The organism is Corynebacterium sp. HMSC063A05 (assembly GCF_001809695.1).
GTDB classification, from domain to species: domain Bacteria; phylum Actinomycetota; class Actinomycetes; order Mycobacteriales; family Mycobacteriaceae; genus Corynebacterium; species Corynebacterium amycolatum.
Genome location: NZ_KV798496.1, coordinates 343846 through 360777, shown reverse-complemented (window position 1 = coordinate 360777; position 16932 = coordinate 343846). Strand labels below are relative to the sequence as shown.

The 16932-nt window shown below is 57.9% G+C and carries 15 protein-coding genes; 3 read left to right on the top strand and 12 right to left on the bottom strand.

Annotated elements, in window-relative coordinates; all coding sequences use genetic code 11:
* Positions 1-91: 91 nt before the first annotated feature.
* The 3 genes from HMPREF2651_RS03310 to HMPREF2651_RS03300 all read right to left on the bottom strand — a co-directional run bounded on the left by HMPREF2651_RS03310 (position 92) and on the right by HMPREF2651_RS03300 (position 3300).
* Complete coding sequence (locus HMPREF2651_RS03310; protein ID WP_049180862.1) at positions 92-403, bottom strand: hypothetical protein; 312 nt, start codon at positions 401-403, stop codon at positions 92-94.
* A gap of 221 nt (positions 404-624) precedes the next feature.
* Entirely contained in the window at positions 625-1413 is a 789-nt protein-coding gene (locus HMPREF2651_RS03305) for a MerR family transcriptional regulator (protein ID WP_049180861.1), read from the bottom strand.
* Positions 1414-1524: 111 nt separating this feature from the next.
* Positions 1525-3300 carry an ABC-ATPase domain-containing protein gene (locus HMPREF2651_RS03300; protein WP_049180860.1) on the bottom strand — a complete coding sequence of 592 codons (1776 nt, stop codon included), beginning with the start codon at positions 3298-3300 and terminating at the stop codon, positions 1525-1527.
* A gap of 140 nt (positions 3301-3440) precedes the next feature.
* Between HMPREF2651_RS03300 and HMPREF2651_RS03295 the strand changes: the two genes are divergently transcribed.
* Complete coding sequence (locus HMPREF2651_RS03295; protein WP_239663042.1) at positions 3441-4766, top strand: MFS transporter; 1326 nt, start codon at positions 3441-3443, stop codon at positions 4764-4766.
* A 29-nt stretch (positions 4767-4795) separates the two neighbouring features.
* Here HMPREF2651_RS03295 and HMPREF2651_RS03290 read toward each other — a convergent pair whose 3' ends face one another.
* The 3 genes from HMPREF2651_RS03290 to HMPREF2651_RS03280 all read right to left on the bottom strand — a co-directional run bounded on the left by HMPREF2651_RS03290 (position 4796) and on the right by HMPREF2651_RS03280 (position 7226).
* Positions 4796-5395, bottom strand: coding sequence for an LURP-one-related family protein (locus HMPREF2651_RS03290; RefSeq protein WP_049180859.1), 600 nt, complete (start codon positions 5393-5395; stop codon positions 4796-4798).
* A gap of 29 nt (positions 5396-5424) precedes the next feature.
* Entirely contained in the window at positions 5425-6459 is a 1035-nt protein-coding gene (locus HMPREF2651_RS03285; RefSeq protein ID WP_162837321.1) for an NADP-dependent oxidoreductase, read from the bottom strand.
* A 170-nt stretch (positions 6460-6629) separates the two neighbouring features.
* Positions 6630-7226, bottom strand: coding sequence for an HD domain-containing protein (locus HMPREF2651_RS03280; RefSeq protein WP_049180858.1), 597 nt, complete (start codon positions 7224-7226; stop codon positions 6630-6632).
* A 57-nt stretch (positions 7227-7283) separates the two neighbouring features.
* Here HMPREF2651_RS03280 and HMPREF2651_RS03275 point away from each other — a divergent pair, with 57 nt between their 5' ends.
* Together HMPREF2651_RS03275 and HMPREF2651_RS03270 are read left to right on the top strand one after the other, a co-directional pair.
* Positions 7284-8378, top strand: a complete 1095-nt coding sequence (locus HMPREF2651_RS03275; RefSeq protein WP_038628175.1) for a trimeric intracellular cation channel family protein — start codon at positions 7284-7286, stop codon at positions 8376-8378.
* 15 nt (positions 8379-8393) lie between these two features.
* Positions 8394-9689, top strand: a complete 1296-nt coding sequence (locus HMPREF2651_RS03270; protein WP_049180857.1) for an alpha/beta fold hydrolase — start codon at positions 8394-8396, stop codon at positions 9687-9689.
* A 49-nt stretch (positions 9690-9738) separates the two neighbouring features.
* On the opposite strand, the gene HMPREF2651_RS03265 is transcribed toward HMPREF2651_RS03270, so the two are convergent.
* The 6 genes from HMPREF2651_RS03265 to HMPREF2651_RS03240 form a co-directional block, all read right to left on the bottom strand.
* Positions 9739-11583: an amino acid ABC transporter ATP-binding/permease protein gene (locus HMPREF2651_RS03265; RefSeq protein WP_049180856.1), complete on the bottom strand. Its 1845-nt coding sequence runs from the start codon at positions 11581-11583 to the stop codon at positions 9739-9741.
* A gap of 1 nt (position 11584) precedes the next feature.
* Positions 11585-13273: an ATP-binding cassette domain-containing protein gene (locus tag HMPREF2651_RS03260; protein ID WP_239663041.1), complete on the bottom strand. Its 1689-nt coding sequence runs from the start codon at positions 13271-13273 to the stop codon at positions 11585-11587.
* Positions 13274-13437: 164 nt separating this feature from the next.
* A complete protein-coding gene (locus HMPREF2651_RS03255; protein ID WP_049180854.1) occupies positions 13438-14463 on the bottom strand; it encodes an ABC transporter substrate-binding protein in 1026 nt (341 codons plus the stop codon).
* 98 nt (positions 14464-14561) lie between these two features.
* On the bottom strand, positions 14562-15422 hold the full coding sequence (locus tag HMPREF2651_RS03250; RefSeq protein ID WP_070585972.1) for an ABC transporter ATP-binding protein: 861 nt from the start codon (positions 15420-15422) through the stop codon (positions 14562-14564).
* Entirely contained in the window at positions 15419-16516 is a 1098-nt protein-coding gene (locus HMPREF2651_RS03245) for a FecCD family ABC transporter permease (RefSeq protein WP_224792231.1), read from the bottom strand. The genes HMPREF2651_RS03250 and HMPREF2651_RS03245 overlap by 4 nt, the downstream gene beginning before the upstream one ends.
* Positions 16517-16657: 141 nt before the next feature.
* Positions 16658-16825: an antitoxin gene (locus HMPREF2651_RS03240; RefSeq protein ID WP_080969535.1), complete on the bottom strand. Its 168-nt coding sequence runs from the start codon at positions 16823-16825 to the stop codon at positions 16658-16660.
* Positions 16826-16932: the final 107 nt, after the last annotated feature.

Below are 16932 nucleotides of genomic sequence, written 5' to 3'. Positions count from 1 at the left end.
TCCACAACGCTAAGCGCTATAGCCCTATTCAGATGAGGTTAATCTGCCATGGGGTAAGACCTGTAATTACACTCGGTTTTTCCTGCGTAGACTACTTCACCCAGAAGTTGCCGTTTTCATCCTTGTAGATGATGTCGCCAGCGTGAGCGACCTGGGTGTCGTTAACCTGAAGCTCAACCAAATCCAGCGTTTCTACGATTGGTTCAATGTAGACGCCACCGTTAAACCAAACCTTGAAAGCATCTGCGGAAGTCGAAGAACCAGAGAAGCGGTGTTCTTCATACTTATGCACTGGTGCAAAGGGGCAACCAATAGCCTGTGCGACAGCCGGAGAGGCAGCAACAGCGCCCAGCACAGTAGCGGCGCCAATGGCGACAGCGGCGATAGAGCGAGAGAACTTCATAGTTAATTCCTTCCCGAGTTAGGGTTATGACGGAGCCATGGGAGAAGCTGACCCAAAAATATGGATTACATAGCTTTGGCAGTATGAAGGTATTTCTCCGTCAATTATCCGTCAAACACCACTAAAAATGCACGCCGGTAGTCCATTGGTCCATGTATTTCGGGGGTATGAAAGCGCCTGCCGCAGCCTAGCGCCACCTGCCAGGTACCGCTACAGGCCGCCTAACGCCACTCGGCCGTAGCCGGGTCAATACCTTCCTTACGGGCCTGAGCTTCAATCAACTCCAGCAGGTAGCCAGCATTGCCACGGTAATACCGATCAAACCGGGAATCAGCGACGTACATGCGTGCCAACAGAATCTGCTTTTCTCGACCAGCTTCGTAGAAGCGGGTAATAGTGGCCAAGTGACGGTCAACTAGCTCGGCCGCTTCAGTGGAACCGGGCTCCACGTGGCGCTCGGCGGCGTCGGCAAGCGCATCGGCAAAATCCTTAGCCTCTGCCTCAAGAGCAGCCCAGTCGCTGTCATTCATCTTTTCCTGAGCCTGCTGGGATTGCTCCCACTCGGTGGTGTCGCCCCAGCGTTCCTCAGCTTCGGCTTCTAGATTCTGCCAATCGCGGCCCAAGAGCTCTGCCTTCGTCTTTGCTTCCATCGTGTGTCCTTCCTCAATCAGTTTGTCCAGAGACTGCACCATGTGGTGCAGGGCAGCGATCTTCTCTGTGAGAACAGTTCGCTGTGCGAGCAAACGATCTTTCCGACTTCTCGAGGAGGAATCGCAGTGGATGAACTCCTCGATAGTCTTCAACGGCACACCAGCGGCGCGATAGACCAGAATCTCCAATGCCGTGTCGATATCCTCATCGGTGTAGAGGCGGTAGTCGGACCACGTGCGATACTGCGGGCTGAGCAGCCCGATGGCATCCCAATGTCGCAGCGTGCGCGTTGTAACGCCCAGGAGCTCGGCTGCCTCGCCGATGGTGTACTCGTTGTCGTTGTTGCTCACGGGAATCATCTTTCTGTTTGACGTCGCGTCAAGGTCAAGGCCAGATGCCGGAATCAGATGAGGAAGTTTGCTGCGGCAGCCGCAGGAATGTCGTTCCCGCGATTGCCAACCTTCGGGCTCCTACCGCAAGAGCCGGAGCCTGTTGATTGCCGCCGTCACCTCCTGGAAACGAGGCTCCGCGAGATGACCTGAATTATTGAACTCAGCTGTCGCGTCGAAGAGCGAATGACAAAAATTGTCGTACTCACGCTGGATTAGCTCGATAAGGTCAGTACGCCCATCGAGCTGCTTGACGACGGCCCCCAGAATCCGGGCAATTGCTTCTGTTTGGGAGGAGTCCATCAATTGACTGACAGCGCGCAAGTCAAGATTGTCCTTGCCCACCTGAATCAGCTCGAGACCACGAGCACGCGGTGGCTTAGGCGGTTTCGCACCGCGGCCACGACCATCACGCCCGCCGCCACGTCCGCCGCGGTGACCGCCACGTCCGCGACCATCGCGGCCGTCATGCCCGCCACGGCTCTCACCGGCAGGAGAGCCTGCCTGCAGTAAACGCTCACCAATCTGCACGAATGCTGGCGAAGGTGCAGCCGGAGTGGCAGATTCGCGAAGTTCACGGGCGCGCTCGGTGACGTCGTAAGGCGTGTACGCATCCATAGCAATCACGGTGTCCGCGACATCGATGAAAGCACCAGAACCACCAGCGACGATGACCGTGGAGATCCCGTGGTCCTCCCAGAGCTCGCGGACCCGTGCGACCAGTGGAGTAATCGGCTCGCGGTCATCGGGGATGAGTCGGCGCATACGCTCATCGCGAATCATGAAGTTGGTCGCGGAGGTGTCCTCATCGATGAGCAGCACTCGCGCACCGGAACCCAGCGCCTCCATCAGACCCGCAGCTTGGGAGGTCGACCCCGACGCGTTCGCCGTGGAAAACCGGGTCGTGTCATCACCGGAGGGAAGACCGTTGATAAACGGTGAGATATCCACACCAGTGATGGCCCGGCCGTCCTCGGCACGCAGCGCAACCGCAGTCTCGTCGGCGACCACAAACTCGCGGCCATCGCCAGCGACATGGTTATATACGCCCGTGACCAGGGAGGACAGCAGCGTGGACTTACCGTGATAACCGCCACCGACAATCAACGTCACGCCCCGCGGGATGCCCATGCCTTGCACCGTTTTCCCCGAAGGTAGCTGAAAACTGTGCTGCAACGATTCCGGCGAGGTAAACGCAGTCGCACCGGGCTTCGGCAGCTGGCTATTGCCCGCCTGACGAGGCAACACGGACCCGTCTGCCACAAACCCAATCAGGTCCGCGTCCGCCACTGCACGGCGCAATGAGTTCTGGTCATACTCCAATTCCGCGGCTGCCTCGAGCGCATCGATGGGTGCGTTCACGATGGCGTCGTCAAGCGCGTCCAACAAATCCTCACAGATCAGACGCGCTGCCTCACGGCCGAGAATGCGTCGGCCGCGGGCGGGCAGTTGGATTTCCAGGCAGATCTGGAGGGCATCATCATGCTTATCGACGTCGTGCGCATCCCCACGGAGCTCAGCGACAGCTGCTCGACGCAAAACCTGCTGACCTGGGGGATCGATAAACAGACCGCGGCCATACTTCTTAAACGCGCGCACGAGGCGACGGTTCAATAAGTCGAGCTCTGCCGTGCTGAACCTGCCCGGTTGTGCGCGGGATGCGCCGCGATAGTCCAGCACTGACAGCGGAATGTGGACGCGTGCCCGTGATGCTGGGGCGTAAGGGTCGGATTGGACCTTGTCGATAAACAGTGTCGTGTCGAGATCCGGCAGGTCGTGGGAGCCACGAAGAGATTTGTATGCACCGTAGCTCTTGCCATCGAGGTTGGAAAGACGTCGATAAAGGTCAGCGGGCATATTGCTACTTTCGTTGAGGGAATTCGGTGTTCTTCCCGCGAGTGTAGCGACTGAGCGCCGGATGAGAATTGCCGTCGGGCGACACAGCGGGGCTGCCGCATACGGTAGCGCCGTTGCTACAGGCAGGTAGCGTGAGAGCCATGACTGATAGCTCGGAAGCTGACAAACCCACGGACGCAGGGAGCACCCCAGAGTCGGTGCAAAAACACGCCCGCGCGAATGCCAAGCGTTACGTTTGGGCGAACGGACTACAGAATATCGGCGATCAAATCGTCGCGGCGAAGACGCTGTTGCCATGGCTGCTGCATTCGGCTGGCGCGCCGGGCTTCTTCATCGCCATGCTTGTGCCGGTGCGCGAGTCCGGTTCGATGCTTCCGCAGGCCGCCTTCACACCTTGGGTGAAATCTCGCCCGCGCCGCACAACCGTCTGGATCGCTGGTGCTTTGGGGCAAGCCATCGCAGCAGCGCTGATTGGTCTGGCTGCGTTGTTCCTAGAAGGCACCGCGCTCGGCGTCGCTGTCATCGTCGCGCTTGCAGGCTTTGCGACGGCCCGAGCCCTGTGCTCGATGGCCTCAAAGGATGTCCAGGGCCGCACGATTCCGAAGGGGCAGCGCGGGCAGATTAGTGGCCGAGCTGCGATGTTGGGCGGTGTCGCCGCAATTATTGTTGGTGCAGTGTTGTGGATTATCCGCGACAACGTCACCAAACCAATCGTGGCGGGGCTCATCTTTGTTGCGGCACTGTCGTGGGTAGCAGCAGTTTTGATTTTCCGTGGGATTGTTGAGCCCACCAACGACGGGGACAAGGAAGAACCGAATAAAACCTGGTGGCAGGACACCTGGCGGCTCTTTAAAGAGGATAAGAACTTCCGCGACTTTGTGATCGTCCGTAGTTTGTTGCTGGTCACAGCACTATCCACGTCGTTCATCGTAACCCTAAGTGCACAGGTGGGAGCTGATCTGGAAGCCTCTGACGGTAGCGGCGGGGGAGTAAGCGCCAATGTCGGTATCTTCATGCTCGCCGCAGGCTTCGCCTCTTTGGTTGGTGGAAAAGTCGCCGGAATCTGGTCGGATAAATCCTCGAAGAAGGTGTTGACCTACTCTTCGCTGGTCGGTTCTATTGTTCTCTTTTTGTTGGTCGCAAGTGCTCACTGGCTTTCCGCCGGTGCGAACGCTTGGATTTTCCCGCTCGGCTTCTTCGCGATGTCCGTCGTCCACGCCGGTGTTCGCGTGGCTCGTTCGACCTATGTTGTGGACATGGCAGAAGGCGACAAGCGCACCGAGTATGTCGGAGCAGCCAACACCATCATGGGCGTTGTCCTGCTCATCGTCGGTGCGCTTTCGGGTGTTATCGCCAGCTTCGGCCCTGCGGCAGCTTTAATCTTCCTGGCACTAATGGGACTGGTTGGTGTCGCTATGTCCAGCAGGCTGAAGGAAGTCTCGGCGCCGCACAAGGTGACGCCTTAGCAGGGCAGTTCTTTAACAAGGCGGAAGCGCTAGCTCACACTAACCGCTACAGCCTCATCGTTCTTGCGCCTGACAATGTCAATAACCAGCGCAGTACCGATCACCGCAGCCCGCGTTTCCTCGTTCAAGTTCGGCTCCAAATGCAGAGCGTACGTGTCCTTGCCGGTAATAGCGCCTTTGAGACCACGGTACTTCCGGTCAATCTTCGCAATCGGGCGTCCCTTGCTGGTCAGTGCGTAATTTTTACCGCGGAAGCCGCCGTCAACATCGACGTCGGAAAGCCCTTTGACGGACAAAGTTAGCCGTGATTTTAGGCTGAATCGTTTGGTCTTGGCTGTGGCGATTTTAGCGCCGTTGGGTGTGAGAACCTTGTATGTGTCGCCGAAAACGTTCGCGGGGTCGGTGATGGTGAGGAGCTTGTCGCCCTCTTTGCCATCCTCGTCCACATCGAAGATGTCGTACTTGACACCGATGCCCAACATGCGTCGACCCAGTGATCCTGCTTGGGTAATTTGGGCAATCTGGGTGCCGTTGTCATCGAAAATAGAGTATTCACTGCGCATAACGTTGCGTGTTTCTTGAACTAGCAGTGTGTCGGTCGTAAGCAGTCGAGGTTTCTGTGTGTTCACGAATTAGCTCCAAACTCGATGACAGTTATTTAGAACTCTACGACCATCTTGCCGGTATTGCCTCCGCTAAACAGTTCGAGGAATGCAGCTGGCATGTTCTCGATACCGTGGCGAGTGGTGACATCGTAGGCGACCTTACCGCTGACGACCTGCGGAGCCATTCGCTCCTGGAATTCACCTGCCAGGTGCAGGTACTTGCCCAAGACGAAGCCGCGCAGAGTAATGCACTTGCCAATCGCCAGAGCCAAGTTACGTGGTCCGGTCGGAGCTCCAGTGTTGTTGTACTGGGAGATTGCGCCACACATAGCAACGCGGCCAAAGGTGCGCATCGCGCCGATGGCTGCCTCGAGATGGTCGCCACCGACGTTGTCGAAGTAGAAGTCAATGCCCTCTGGAGCGGCCTTTGCCAGCTGTTCTGCAACCGGGCCGTCGTTGTAGTTGAAGGCGGCATCAAAGCCGAGTTCGAGTAGACGCTCAACCTTCTCGTCCGAGCCGGCGGAGCCAATGACACGGGCTGCGCCCATCTGCTTGGCGAACTGACCAGCAGCCGAGCCGACCGCACCAGCAGCGCCAGAGATAAAGACGACGTCGCCTTCCTTCATCTCTCCGACAGCAGTCAGGCCAACGTAAGCAGTAAGTCCAGTAAGACCAAGGATGCCCAGGTGGGCAGCAGCCGGTGCAACGTTGAGGTCAACCGGTGTTGCCTCGGAATCGGCAATAACAGCATTGGTCTGCCAGCCATAAGAGTGGCGGACAGCGTCGCCAACCTGGAACTTATCCGACTTGGACGCAAGGACAGTGCCCACAGCGCCGCCAGTCATTGGCTGGTCAAGCTGAAAAGGAGGAACGTACGACTTGGTGTCGTTCATCCGGCCACGCATGTAGGGATCGACGGTAGCGACCGAGTTGGCTACCAAAATGTCGCCGTCGTTAAGCTCTGGCAAATCGACGGTCTCGAGGCGGAAATTCTCGTCAGTCGGCAGGCCGGTCGGTCGGGAAGCTAGAACCCACTGCTGAGTGGTGGTGGGCAGTTCGGTTGTGGACGATGCATCAGTGGAAGTCACTGTTTTTCTCCTGTTGCGTATTCCTGGATCTATTGTCGGATTGTTGTTGCGTGGCCTCTATATCGTGATAAATATCCGAGCCACGTAGGCTGCCACTGTACCGTTGCCGGAGTGGTTCAGGCTATGCCTAGACATGTTTTTATAACTTAAAGCGATTGGAAAAACGCAGGTTACGCCGCTTGTACCCAGGAATCGAGGCGCTCAATTAGAATGTCCAAGTCGTCCAACAGAGGCATGTCGGGCAGTCGTTCGGCGATTACGTTGCGGACATTCGTGTACCACCAGAGCTGCTGGCTCGGAGTTGAACGAAAGCGTCGCCACAGGGAGTGGCCTTCGCGGTCTAAATCCTCCAGAGTTTGGCTGAGATTGTGGAATTTATCCGCGGCGGCCACGATGATTGACTCCGCGCTGCCACGAGAAAGTTGCTCCAGGTAGGCATCGGCACGCTCCTGCCAGGAGGGCAGGGAAGAATTCTTGGTGACGCCATCGACGATCGTGGCCACGCGAGGTCCGAACTCATCTTCCATCTCGGCACGTGAGTAGTTTTCCGGCACGTCTTCCAAAATGTCGTGGAAGAGGGCTGCCAACAGCACGTCTTCGTCGTTAGTCACGCTCGCCGCAATCAGCATTACCGCCATTGGATGGCTGATATAGGGAACGCCAGAGCCCTTTCGGTAGTGCCCATCGTGCGCGCGGGAAGCAGTTGCGATGCCGCGCATGAGCCTGCCACTGGGGCGTTCCGAAACAAAGGTGTCAGCGTTTTCCATGGGTATCCCGACCTTTCGTTGATGCTTGAAAAATAGCAGCGTCTAAGCTTGAACATCATGAACGTCGCAGAAGTAGATCCGCTCATCGAGTCGATGTACCGGTGGTCCGATGTCAGTGGTGTCCTGCTCATGGGCATCATCGGCGGCACCATCGCCCGGCAACGAGGCTACGACATCATCGGGTTCTTCTTTATTGCACTGTTCTCTGCACTGGGTGGCGGCATGATTCGCGATGTTCTGATTAACCAGGGCACCGTCGCCGCAATGAGTCAGCCGGAGTACCTAATCCTGGCATTCACCGGTGCACTTATCGCGCGATTTTTCTATTTCAAAGGTAAGACCTGGGAATACGTTCAGGTCCACGGTGACGCTGTGGTTTCGGGTCTTTGGGCCGCTACGGGAACGGTCAAAGGTGTCACGTATGGCTTGCCCATTCTGCCGTGCATCATGATGGGCGTTTTCACAGCCACTGGCGGTTCCATGATTCGTGACATTGTTACCGGACGGGTACCCGCTGTTTTCGGCGGCAATCAGCCCACGGTCATCCCCGCCGTGGCTTGCGCAATTATTGTCATCGGAGGCCACCATCTGGGATTTATGGCCGTGTCCATGGTCGTCGGTCCCGTCGTCAGCATTCTGCTGTCGCTGCTGGGGTACTGGGGCAATTGGCGCGTATCGGCACGCTCTGAGTGGGCACCATTGAACGACACCGCGTCGCAGATTGCGGTCCTCGCGCGTCGCGCAGAGGGCAAGAGCCGTGAGGTCGGTCGACGCTTCGAGCCCGCGCGCCTGCGCAGTTGGCGCCACCGCCAGATGGAAAAGGCGCTGCAGCGTCGCATTCAGGCTGAGGTCGATAGGGGAGTATCGCGTTCCGACGCAGAGGCCAACGCGGAGGAATTCCTGGAGGAGTTCAATGCGGACTTCCCAGCGGATCTGGAAGTTCCGTCGGCACAACAGGAGACAGAGCAAGACGAAAGCGATGAATCCAATTTCGGTGTGGACCTATCCGGCGATTCCTATGACGATTACGGGGAAGATACTGCGCTGCGGCAGCGGGAATACCGGGAGATGTTGGATCAAATTCTTGCTGACGATGAGGCGACCGATTTGCTCGTCGCAAAGCTAATGAAGAAATACGACCAGCGGGATTAGAGGAGCGGTAGAGACATGGCATCGACGAGTACTGTGAGCAGGCATTTTGGGCACATTATTAAGGAACACACCCTTGAGGTTCCCTGGGATCCTTTTGCCGGGGCTGCGGATGCTGCGACATTTGAGCTCTTCGCAAGGGAGATCTATGCGCCAGGAAATGAGGACGCGCCGGCAGTTGTCTATTTGCAGGGAGGTCCAGGCTTCCCGGCACCGCGTCCGGTGGGAACTAGCGGAGTAATTGGTGAGGCGCTGAAGGAATTCCGCGTGATTCTTTTGGATCAACGTGGCACGGGACGCTCGCATCGAATTGATGCGGCCAATATTGCGGGTATTCCGGCCGCGCGGCTTGCGCAATTGCGTCAGGAATACATTGTCGAAGATGCGGAAGCATTGCGAAAGTATTTGGGCATTGCGAGATGGTCACTGTATGGGCAGTCCTTTGGTGGTTTTTGCATTACTTCATATCTCAGCCGCTATCCGGAATCCGTGGAGCACGCTTACCTCACAGGTGGTTTGCCCGTTCTGGACCGTGGCGCTGATGACCTTTATCGCACGACATATGGGAAGCTGCGCACCCGCCACGAGCGCTTTTATCGCGAGTATCCTTGGGCCGAAAACCGCATTCGAGAAATCTGTGCGCACCTGGAGCAATCTGCAGAAACTCTCCCCACTGGTGAGCGTCTGAGTTCTCGCCGATTCCGAACCATCGGAATTGAATTAGGCCGCGGAGATGGATTCCATAATCTGGCGTATTTGTTGGAAGAGCCATTCAACATTCGCGATGGCGAAAAGCAATTGCGCATTGATTTCCTAGCCGATGTCGGATCCCGCGTGAGTTTCGCCGACGGTCCGCTATACGCCGCGATTCACGAATCTATTTATGGTGGCGTCGGGGACCACCCCACAACTAATTGGGCAGCTCACCGCATTCGCGAGGAAGTTCCAGGTTTCGAAGAAAATGCCAATCCCGCAGGAGACGAGCCGTTTTACCTCACCGGCGAGCACATTTTCCCCTGGCAATTCGACGAAGATCCCGCGCTTATTCCGTTCAAGGGAAAGGCCGAAGAATTGGCGCAGCACACCTGGGAAAGCTCACCGTATGATTCCGCGCGTTTGCTTGCCGACGCTCCGACCGCGGCAGCCGCGGTTTATCTTGACGACATTTTCGTACCGTTCGAGTACTCCATGGAGACAGCCAACAGCTACCGCGACCTGCGGCCACATGTGACCAATGCATTCCAGCATGACGGTATTCGCCACGATGGCGCGGTAATCTTTGCGCGGCTCCGCGAGCTCGTCGAGGATCACTAGGCGAGTATCCGAGTGCTGCGGAAGACCTGCGCGGAGAGCTAGATCGAGCCTAGACCTCGGCGCGCGCAAGTCGAGCAAAGGCCCCGTCGGCGCTCAAGAGGTTGTCGTAAGTGCCGCGCTCGATGAGTTGGCCGTTTTCGATGACTAGGATGTCGTCGGCTTGAGCCAGCGTCTGAAGTCGGTGTGCGATGAAGATGCAGGTCGCGCCACATGAGCGGGCATTATCCACGATACGAGCCTGCGTCAGTGGATCCTGGTGGCTGGTGGCTTCATCGAAAATGACAATCTTTCCGGCGAGGTGTGCGACGGGGCCGTTGGGTACGGAGCCGTCGGCAAGTACCGCGCGTAAGTAGGTGCGAGCCAGCGCTAGTCGTTGACGCTGACCACCGCTAAGCCGCTGTGCGCGGCGGCCAATGGTCCTGTCCAGCGGCAGCTCAGCAGGGTCGATGGCGGCGAGTTCGAGTGCCCAGCGCATCAGTGATTCGGGAACCTCGCAGCCATCAGGTGAGCCGAGACACAAATTCTCAGCGACGGTGGCCTCCATGAGAAAAGGATTCTGATCTGCGACAACAACAGCTCGGCAGACCTTGGTTGAGCCGAGGTCACGGGCATTGTGGCCGTTGATGATGACTTCGCCGGAATCCGGATCGACATGCCGTTGGATTAGCCTGGCGAGTGTGGACTTGCCCGAACCGGTTGGGCCGACGACACCGATGAACTGGCCTGTGGCAATGCGCAGATTGATGTTGGTCAGTGCCGGGCTGTCGGCGCCAGGGTAGTGGTAGCTGACATCGCTCAGTTCGAGGGCAGGGACAGGGTCGGCGGAGTTGGCCCGGGCGCCCTGCGCATGTCGCGGTTCAAACTGATTCGGCATCTCCAGCTGCTCCGGCTGCCGCGGTTCTTCCACAGTCGGTGGCTGCGCGGCCAGCTCCCTAATCCGAGTGACTGCATTGAGCCCTGCTGGCAGAGAAGATGCCAGGCGCTCGATCGAATCCATCGATGCAGCTGTTCCCGCCACCAGGGACGTCGCCACCAAAACTGCGGGCAGCATGCGGTGATCGGCTGAAAGCGCCGGGATACCAGCACAAAAGACAGCGATGCTGCCGCCCCAAATCCGAAGCCCAGTCGCACCAGAGCGCAGTCCAGCCCGCTTGCCGCCTGCACGCATCTTCTGGGTGAGCTGCTCGTCGAGCTCGCGCAGTCCCCGCAGCCGCTGCTCGGCTGCGCCGTAGATGAGGATTTCCTCCCGAAGTCGCAGTGTATCGGCGATATACTGCGCAACTTCCGTGCGTGTGGAGTTCGTTGCGGAGGCCTCCGCCGTCGTCTTCTTAGCGCCTGCGAGCGCAATCACAAAGCCAACCGCAAAGGTCAGTGCCAGAACAATCGTAGGCAGTGCTCCGGCAGTCAATGACGCTGTCACGACTGCCAGCAGAGGAATTAATACGGCCGTCACCGCAGGCGCAATTGTGTGCGCAAAGAAGACTTCCACACGGTCAACATCACGAATCGCAATCGTGTGGATCCTGGCAGTACCCAGCCCATCGGTTATCGCGGGCGCCTGCGGGATAAGGCGCTCGACGATCCACAGTCGCAGCTCGCCGAGCAGCTGAAATGCCGCCAAATGTCCGAGGTACTGCTCGACATACCGCAGAATCGCTTTCAGCAGCGCCAGCCCCGCAATCACGCCAATGACCGCCCAGGTCCACGTCATGCCCTTGCTTTGCGACGAGCCGGTTGCGTCCCACTTCAACAGCGCAATTGTGGCAATTGCCCAGGCAGGCACGGCCAGCATTAATGCACCCAGTATGTGCCCAACCACGCGTGCGAGGATAGATGCGCTGAGCGCCCCGCGAGCCTGTGCGGAAAAGCGCAGCAACCAGATGATGTTGTTCATGTCAGCTCTCCTCGGTCAGCGCCCGTGCGTAATACTCATTGCTTGTGCTCAATTCGTCGGGTTTGCCCGCAGCCACAATCCGGCCTTCAGCGACGACAATGACCAGGTCAACGTCCGATAGTGCCTCCATTCGGTGAGCGACCATGATGCTCGTGCGACCTTCAGCGAGGCGGGTCAAGGACTCCTTGATGAGACCTTCCGTCCGGCGATCGATGTCCGCTGTCGGCTCGTCGAGAAGCACAATCGGAGCAGTACCGAGCAGACCACGCGCAATGGCCAGGCGGCGTCGTTGCCCGCCCGAGAGCCAATTGCCCTGATCGCCGACTTCCGAATCGAGACCACCAGGGCGCTGTTCGATTTCGGTGAGTAAGTGCACGTCGCGAAGTGCTTTTCGCATATCGACGGCCGTTGCGTCCGGGCATGCGATGCGAAGATTGTCCGCGACGGTGGTGCCGAAAATGGCTGGTTGCTGGGAGATGAGTAGCGAGTTGGCGAGCAACTCCGGGGTTGAAAGAGCGTGGCCGTCGAGGGAGACTTCCCCGGAATGTGGCTGCAGGCCTGCGAGTACACGCAGGAGTGTGCTTTTTCCGGAACCGCTGGGGCCAACGATGCCGACTCTGCTGCCGGCTGGAATTGTCAGGTTGATATCGGAGAGAATGCGCTTTTCGCCGATGTCAACGCTGACATCGCGGAGGGAAATCTCCGGTGCGTGCTGTGCGTGCGGTGCCTGCGGCGCGGAGGCATCGGTGGAATGCGCTGTTGCGGCTGTGGACGCTTCAGCTGGAGGTTCACCGAACATCTCCACAATTCCATTTCGATGGGTGCGTCCACCGAGTCCGATGTAGAAGGTCCGACCGACACGATTAACGGGCTCGTAGAGCAGAACGGATAGAAAAACACCTGCGAGAGCAGTGCCTACGCTGATTGCGCCGGCCTGTAAACGCAGCAGGACAAGGCCGATTGCTGTAGTCGACATTGCAATTCCAAAAACAGCATCGTTGACAATAATCATCAGCTGATTGCGGGCGAGCAGGGCGGTGAGCTCAGCCATCGCGGTGCGAGTTTGGCTGGCAAAACGCGTCATGACCCGGTCAATTGCTCCAAGAACTTTGAATGTTCCCAGCCCTTCGAGCATTTCCAAGTACGCATGGGTGGCCTTTGCTTGCTTTCGGCGATACGTCGCATTGGATTTCCGCAGAATCTTTCCAGCACCAATAATGATCAACGGCGTGGAAATGAAAAATAGTGCCAGCCACAAGGCGGTTTTCGTATCCACCCACAAAGCCCAGACCGCCAAAATGATCAGTGGAGCACTAAACGAGGCCAACGTGGGGGCGAGAAATGTCGCTCGGTAATTCGCGGTCTGTTCGACGCTTGTGGTTGCGGTATCGAAGAGTAGACCCTCGCCAGTGTTGGCGGCGCTTCGAGGTGCGTGACCAGCTTTCCCGCCACCGTGCCCTTTTCCATGTGCGTGCTTCGTGGCCTGTTCAGGAGCAGAAAACTCCGGCTTCAGCACACTGCCAACCACATGCGAGCGCCACAGCTTTTCCTGCTCCCCAGCTAGCCGTGGTGGTAGTGCCTCGGTGACATAAGCACAGAGGCTTCCCAGAATGACCGCCACAATTGTAGCGGCCAGGGATTCATGAAGTCCCCATTCCCCAAACCAATTGCCGCCACTGGTGAATGTCATACCGCCGTGCAAACTGCTTAGAGCATCGAGCGCGTGTCCAAGAGACACAGCACTGAGAGCGAAGAAAAAGCTACGCCCCCAGCTGGATAACAAAACCCAGTGCATTCCGCGGGGAGGCGAAGTCAGTGCTTCATGAATCCACATAGCGACGTGAAACCTATCTTCTATTTAGCCAGCGCGTCAGCGATCTCACGCAGTCCATCGGGCATATGCATTCCGGCGGTGCCAGAGGTCGTCTTCGCATCGATCAGTTGCACTCGATCATTCTTGACCGCAGCGACGTCGGCAAGCGCCGGATTATCCAGCAACTCCTGGAATGGAGCCTTGCCCTGGCCGTGGAAATCCTGAATCAAAATGACATCCGGATTGAGCTGCACGATTGTCTCGGGATCCGCGGGGACGGCACCCGGGCGCTTGCCCTTTGGCGAAATCGGCTCGCCACCGGCCAGCTCAACGAGATTCGTCGTCGCCGACTGCATTCCCATAATCATCTTCTGGCCGCCGCGGGCAAACAGAACCAGCGTCTTTGGCTTAGTTGTGGAATCAATTCCTGAGAGAATCTCTTCGGTTTCCGATTCAATCTTGGCAACCATTTCGGCTGCCTTGTCTTCGGCTCCGAGCAACTTGCCGAGCGTGGTCACCGACTCTGCCAGCGCCTTCGGCGAAGCGAAATCACTGCTGGAAAACGCCGCGGTCGGAACATCGCTGGCACCCAGCAGCTTACTTGCCGACTGTTCCTGATCATGGCGGCTAGTCATCAACACCATGTCCGGCTCATAGGACAGAATCTGCTCCGGATCCGGCTTTGTGGAATTGGCAATCGCATTGGGCACCTGACGCGCCAGCTCAACCTGATTACCCGAGCTCTCATCGAGCGCGTTCTTCGTCACCGCGACGACACGATCTGGCCCAACCAGTTCCAGCGCCAGATCTGCAACCTCGGTCGACAGTGCAACGATGCGCTTCGGCTGGCTCTGCACCGTAACGTCGTGGTCGCCAACGGTCACAGTACGCGGCCACTGCGCCTGCTGGTTCGCCGTAGTTTCGCTTGACGACGGCTGCTGCGACGCCTCCTCCGAAGTGGAACAAGCGACCACCGCAGCGAGTGGGAGCGCTGCAATCAACGGCAGAGCGAAGGCCTTTTTAGAGTTTCGCTTCAAGGCAGAGATAGGAGAAGTTGGTGAAAACACGAAAGTACTTCTTTGAATGTTGAGTTTTGATTGTCGGGAAAGTTTTCAGTTGCGTTATCGCTAGCTGGAATCAGTCAGTCTGAATCAGTTAGCCGCAATCAGTCAGCCGGGCGAGCCCGAGCCAACGCCGTCACTCGCACCGAACCGGTATGCGGATCGGTATCGACAGCGCTGGAGATGCGATAAATCGCATCTATTCGGGGAGGTGTTAGCACCGCTTCGGCGGAACCAGTGACTTCCAATCCGCCGTTGTGAATCACACTGAGCCGGTGGCAGCTGCGGGCAGCGAGGTTGAGGTCATGAAGGACGACTCCGATACCGTGGCCTTCGTCGGCAAGCTCGCCGACGAGCTCGAGGATTTCCAGCTGAAACCCGATGTCCAAGGCTGCAGTGGGTTCGTCGAAAAGCATGACCTTGGCCTGTTGTGCCAATAGCTTTGCGATGAACACCAAGTGCCGCTGCCCGCCGGACAGAGCCGTGATAGGGCGGTCGGCGAGTGCGGTGACACCAACGCGGTCTAGCGCGTAGGCGACGATGTCGTGGTCCGTGGAGTTTAGTGAGCTGCGGAAACGGTCACGCCGACGGTGGTGCGCGTACCTGCCGAGTGCCACGACAGTTCGAACGTCAATAGCAGCATCGGCCGGTGTGTGCTGTGGCAGGTACGCCAATCGAGTGGCGCGTTCGTGGGCACGAAGCTTCGTCAGCGGCGTGCCGAGGAGCTCAACCTGCCCCAAACTCGGTGTCACAATGCCAGCCATAGCACGGAGCAAGGAGGATTTTCCGGTGCCGTTGGAGCCGATGATGCCGTGGACTTCGCCAGGTCGAATAGCAAGGTTCACGCCACTTACGACGGTCCGATTGCGGTAACCGACACTGAGGTCGGTAGCCCGCAGCAGCGCGGTGCTGTCGGTGTCTGGCTTAGTGACGTGGTCAGTGAGATTTTGCGTCTGCTGACTCATGACTGGCGACCACCTTGCCGAAGAATCAACGCGAGTAGCGCAGGTGCGCCAAGGAACGCGGTGACTGTGCCAGTTTGCAGAGCAACTGGGGAAAAGAGACTGCGGGCGACGAGGTCGGCGAGAATGAGAAACACTGCGCCGAGGCACATAGAAATGGGCAGCAGGCTGCGGTGATCGGGGCCGATGGCAAGGCGAATCAGGTGCGGGACGACCAATCCGACAAAGGAAATAACGCCAGTGACAGCGACGCCCGCTGCCGTGACTAAAGCAGCCAGGGCGAGTAGCAGTTGCCGGATCCAGACTGTGCGCATACCAGTGGCAGCGGCCTGTTCTTCGCCGAGGAGGAGCAGGTTGAGTTCGGGAATGAGCATCATCAAGATAACCGTGCCGACGGTAATGGGGCCGACTGCCAGCGCAATGTCCTGCCAATTGGCAGCAGTTAAATCGCCGTTGAGCCAGAACATGGCCTGTTGTGCGTCATCACTGTGTGGTGCGTTTGCGATGGTGGCGGCGATGACTGCGCCGAGGAATGCGTTGAGTGCAATACCGACGAGCAACAGGGTGGCTCCGCTGCCGCCATTGAGACCGGCGACGATCTGGACAAATATGACAGCCAGCAACGCGCCTATGAACGCGCCTGCCGAGAGAACCCACGGCGCTTTCGCGGCCACGCCAGTGACGATGAGAATAACGGCTACCACTGCTGCACCGGAGGAGACACCGGTAACACCGGGTTCCGCCAGTGGATTGCGAAAGACTGCCTGCATGGTTGCGCCTGCGACAGCGAGCGAGGCGCCGACCAGTCCCGCAAGGAGGACGCGCGGTAGTCGAATGCTCCAGACAAGTGATTGCGTGGCAGGGGATATCTCTGGCAGAAGGTGGTTGAGAGCTGGGAGGTCGTCGGAAAGCGTATTGATGAGCGGAGTGAGCAGTGCGACGATGCCGTTGCTGAAACCGGTTCCCGCGGGGCCGATGGAGATCGCCAAGAGGATTGTGGCGGGGACGGCCAGGAAAAACAGAAAGCCGAAGAGCCGGGATCGAAGTTTTTGGTTTCGAGGACGCGGAAGAGAAGCTCTATCGACAATAGTTTTCACTTGGCTAATGATGGACAATGTGAAAATAATTGTCAATAAAGGCGCGTCAGCGGTCCTGTGGGATCTCCTAAGGACAGCAAAACCCCGCACCAGCTCCCCTGTGAAAGTGGGGTGCTAATGCGGGGTGAAAAGCTCTGTAGCTTACTTCTCGTCGCCCAGGCGCTCGTCTGCCATGTCGCGAGCCTTCTTGATCTGGTCGGCCTTGTCCTCGCCGAGCTTCTCCTTGCCTAGCTGCTCAGCCTTGTCCAGAACCTTATCGGTGTTCTCTTCGTTGCTCAGTGCTTCCTTGGCCTTGTCCATAAGTCCCATGGTGAAGTCTCCTTCCATTCGTAATGTCTACTCGCGTTTTTCGTTTGTGACATAGAGTGTACCGATGAATTGGTGACCTTGCGACCGTATTGGCCCCACGGAGTGAA

Bases quoted from the DNA above. Each gene is read 5' to 3' on its own strand.
- HMPREF2651_RS03300 (WP_049180860.1), bottom strand. From the start codon at position 3,300: ATGCCCGCTGACCTTTATCGACGTCTTTCCAACCTCGATGGCAAGAGC.
- HMPREF2651_RS03250 (WP_070585972.1), bottom strand. From the start codon at position 15,422: ATGAGTCAGCAGACGCAAAATCTCACTGACCACGTCACTAAGCCAGAC.
- HMPREF2651_RS03270 (WP_049180857.1), top strand. From the start codon at position 8,394: ATGGCATCGACGAGTACTGTGAGCAGGCATTTTGGGCACATTATTAAG.
- HMPREF2651_RS03275 (WP_038628175.1), top strand. From the start codon at position 7,284: ATGAACGTCGCAGAAGTAGATCCGCTCATCGAGTCGATGTACCGGTGG.
- HMPREF2651_RS03280 (WP_049180858.1), bottom strand. From the start codon at position 7,226: ATGGAAAACGCTGACACCTTTGTTTCGGAACGCCCCAGTGGCAGGCTC.
- HMPREF2651_RS03295 (WP_239663042.1), top strand. From the start codon at position 3,441: ATGACTGATAGCTCGGAAGCTGACAAACCCACGGACGCAGGGAGCACC.
- HMPREF2651_RS03310 (WP_049180862.1), bottom strand. From the start codon at position 403: ATGAAGTTCTCTCGCTCTATCGCCGCTGTCGCCATTGGCGCCGCTACT.
- HMPREF2651_RS03265 (WP_049180856.1), bottom strand. From the start codon at position 11,583: ATGAACAACATCATCTGGTTGCTGCGCTTTTCCGCACAGGCTCGCGGG.
- HMPREF2651_RS03260 (WP_239663041.1), bottom strand. From the start codon at position 13,273: ATGACATTCACCAGTGGCGGCAATTGGTTTGGGGAATGGGGACTTCAT.
- HMPREF2651_RS03240 (WP_080969535.1), bottom strand. From the start codon at position 16,825: ATGGGACTTATGGACAAGGCCAAGGAAGCACTGAGCAACGAAGAGAAC.
- HMPREF2651_RS03305 (WP_049180861.1), bottom strand. From the start codon at position 1,413: ATGATTCCCGTGAGCAACAACGACAACGAGTACACCATCGGCGAGGCA.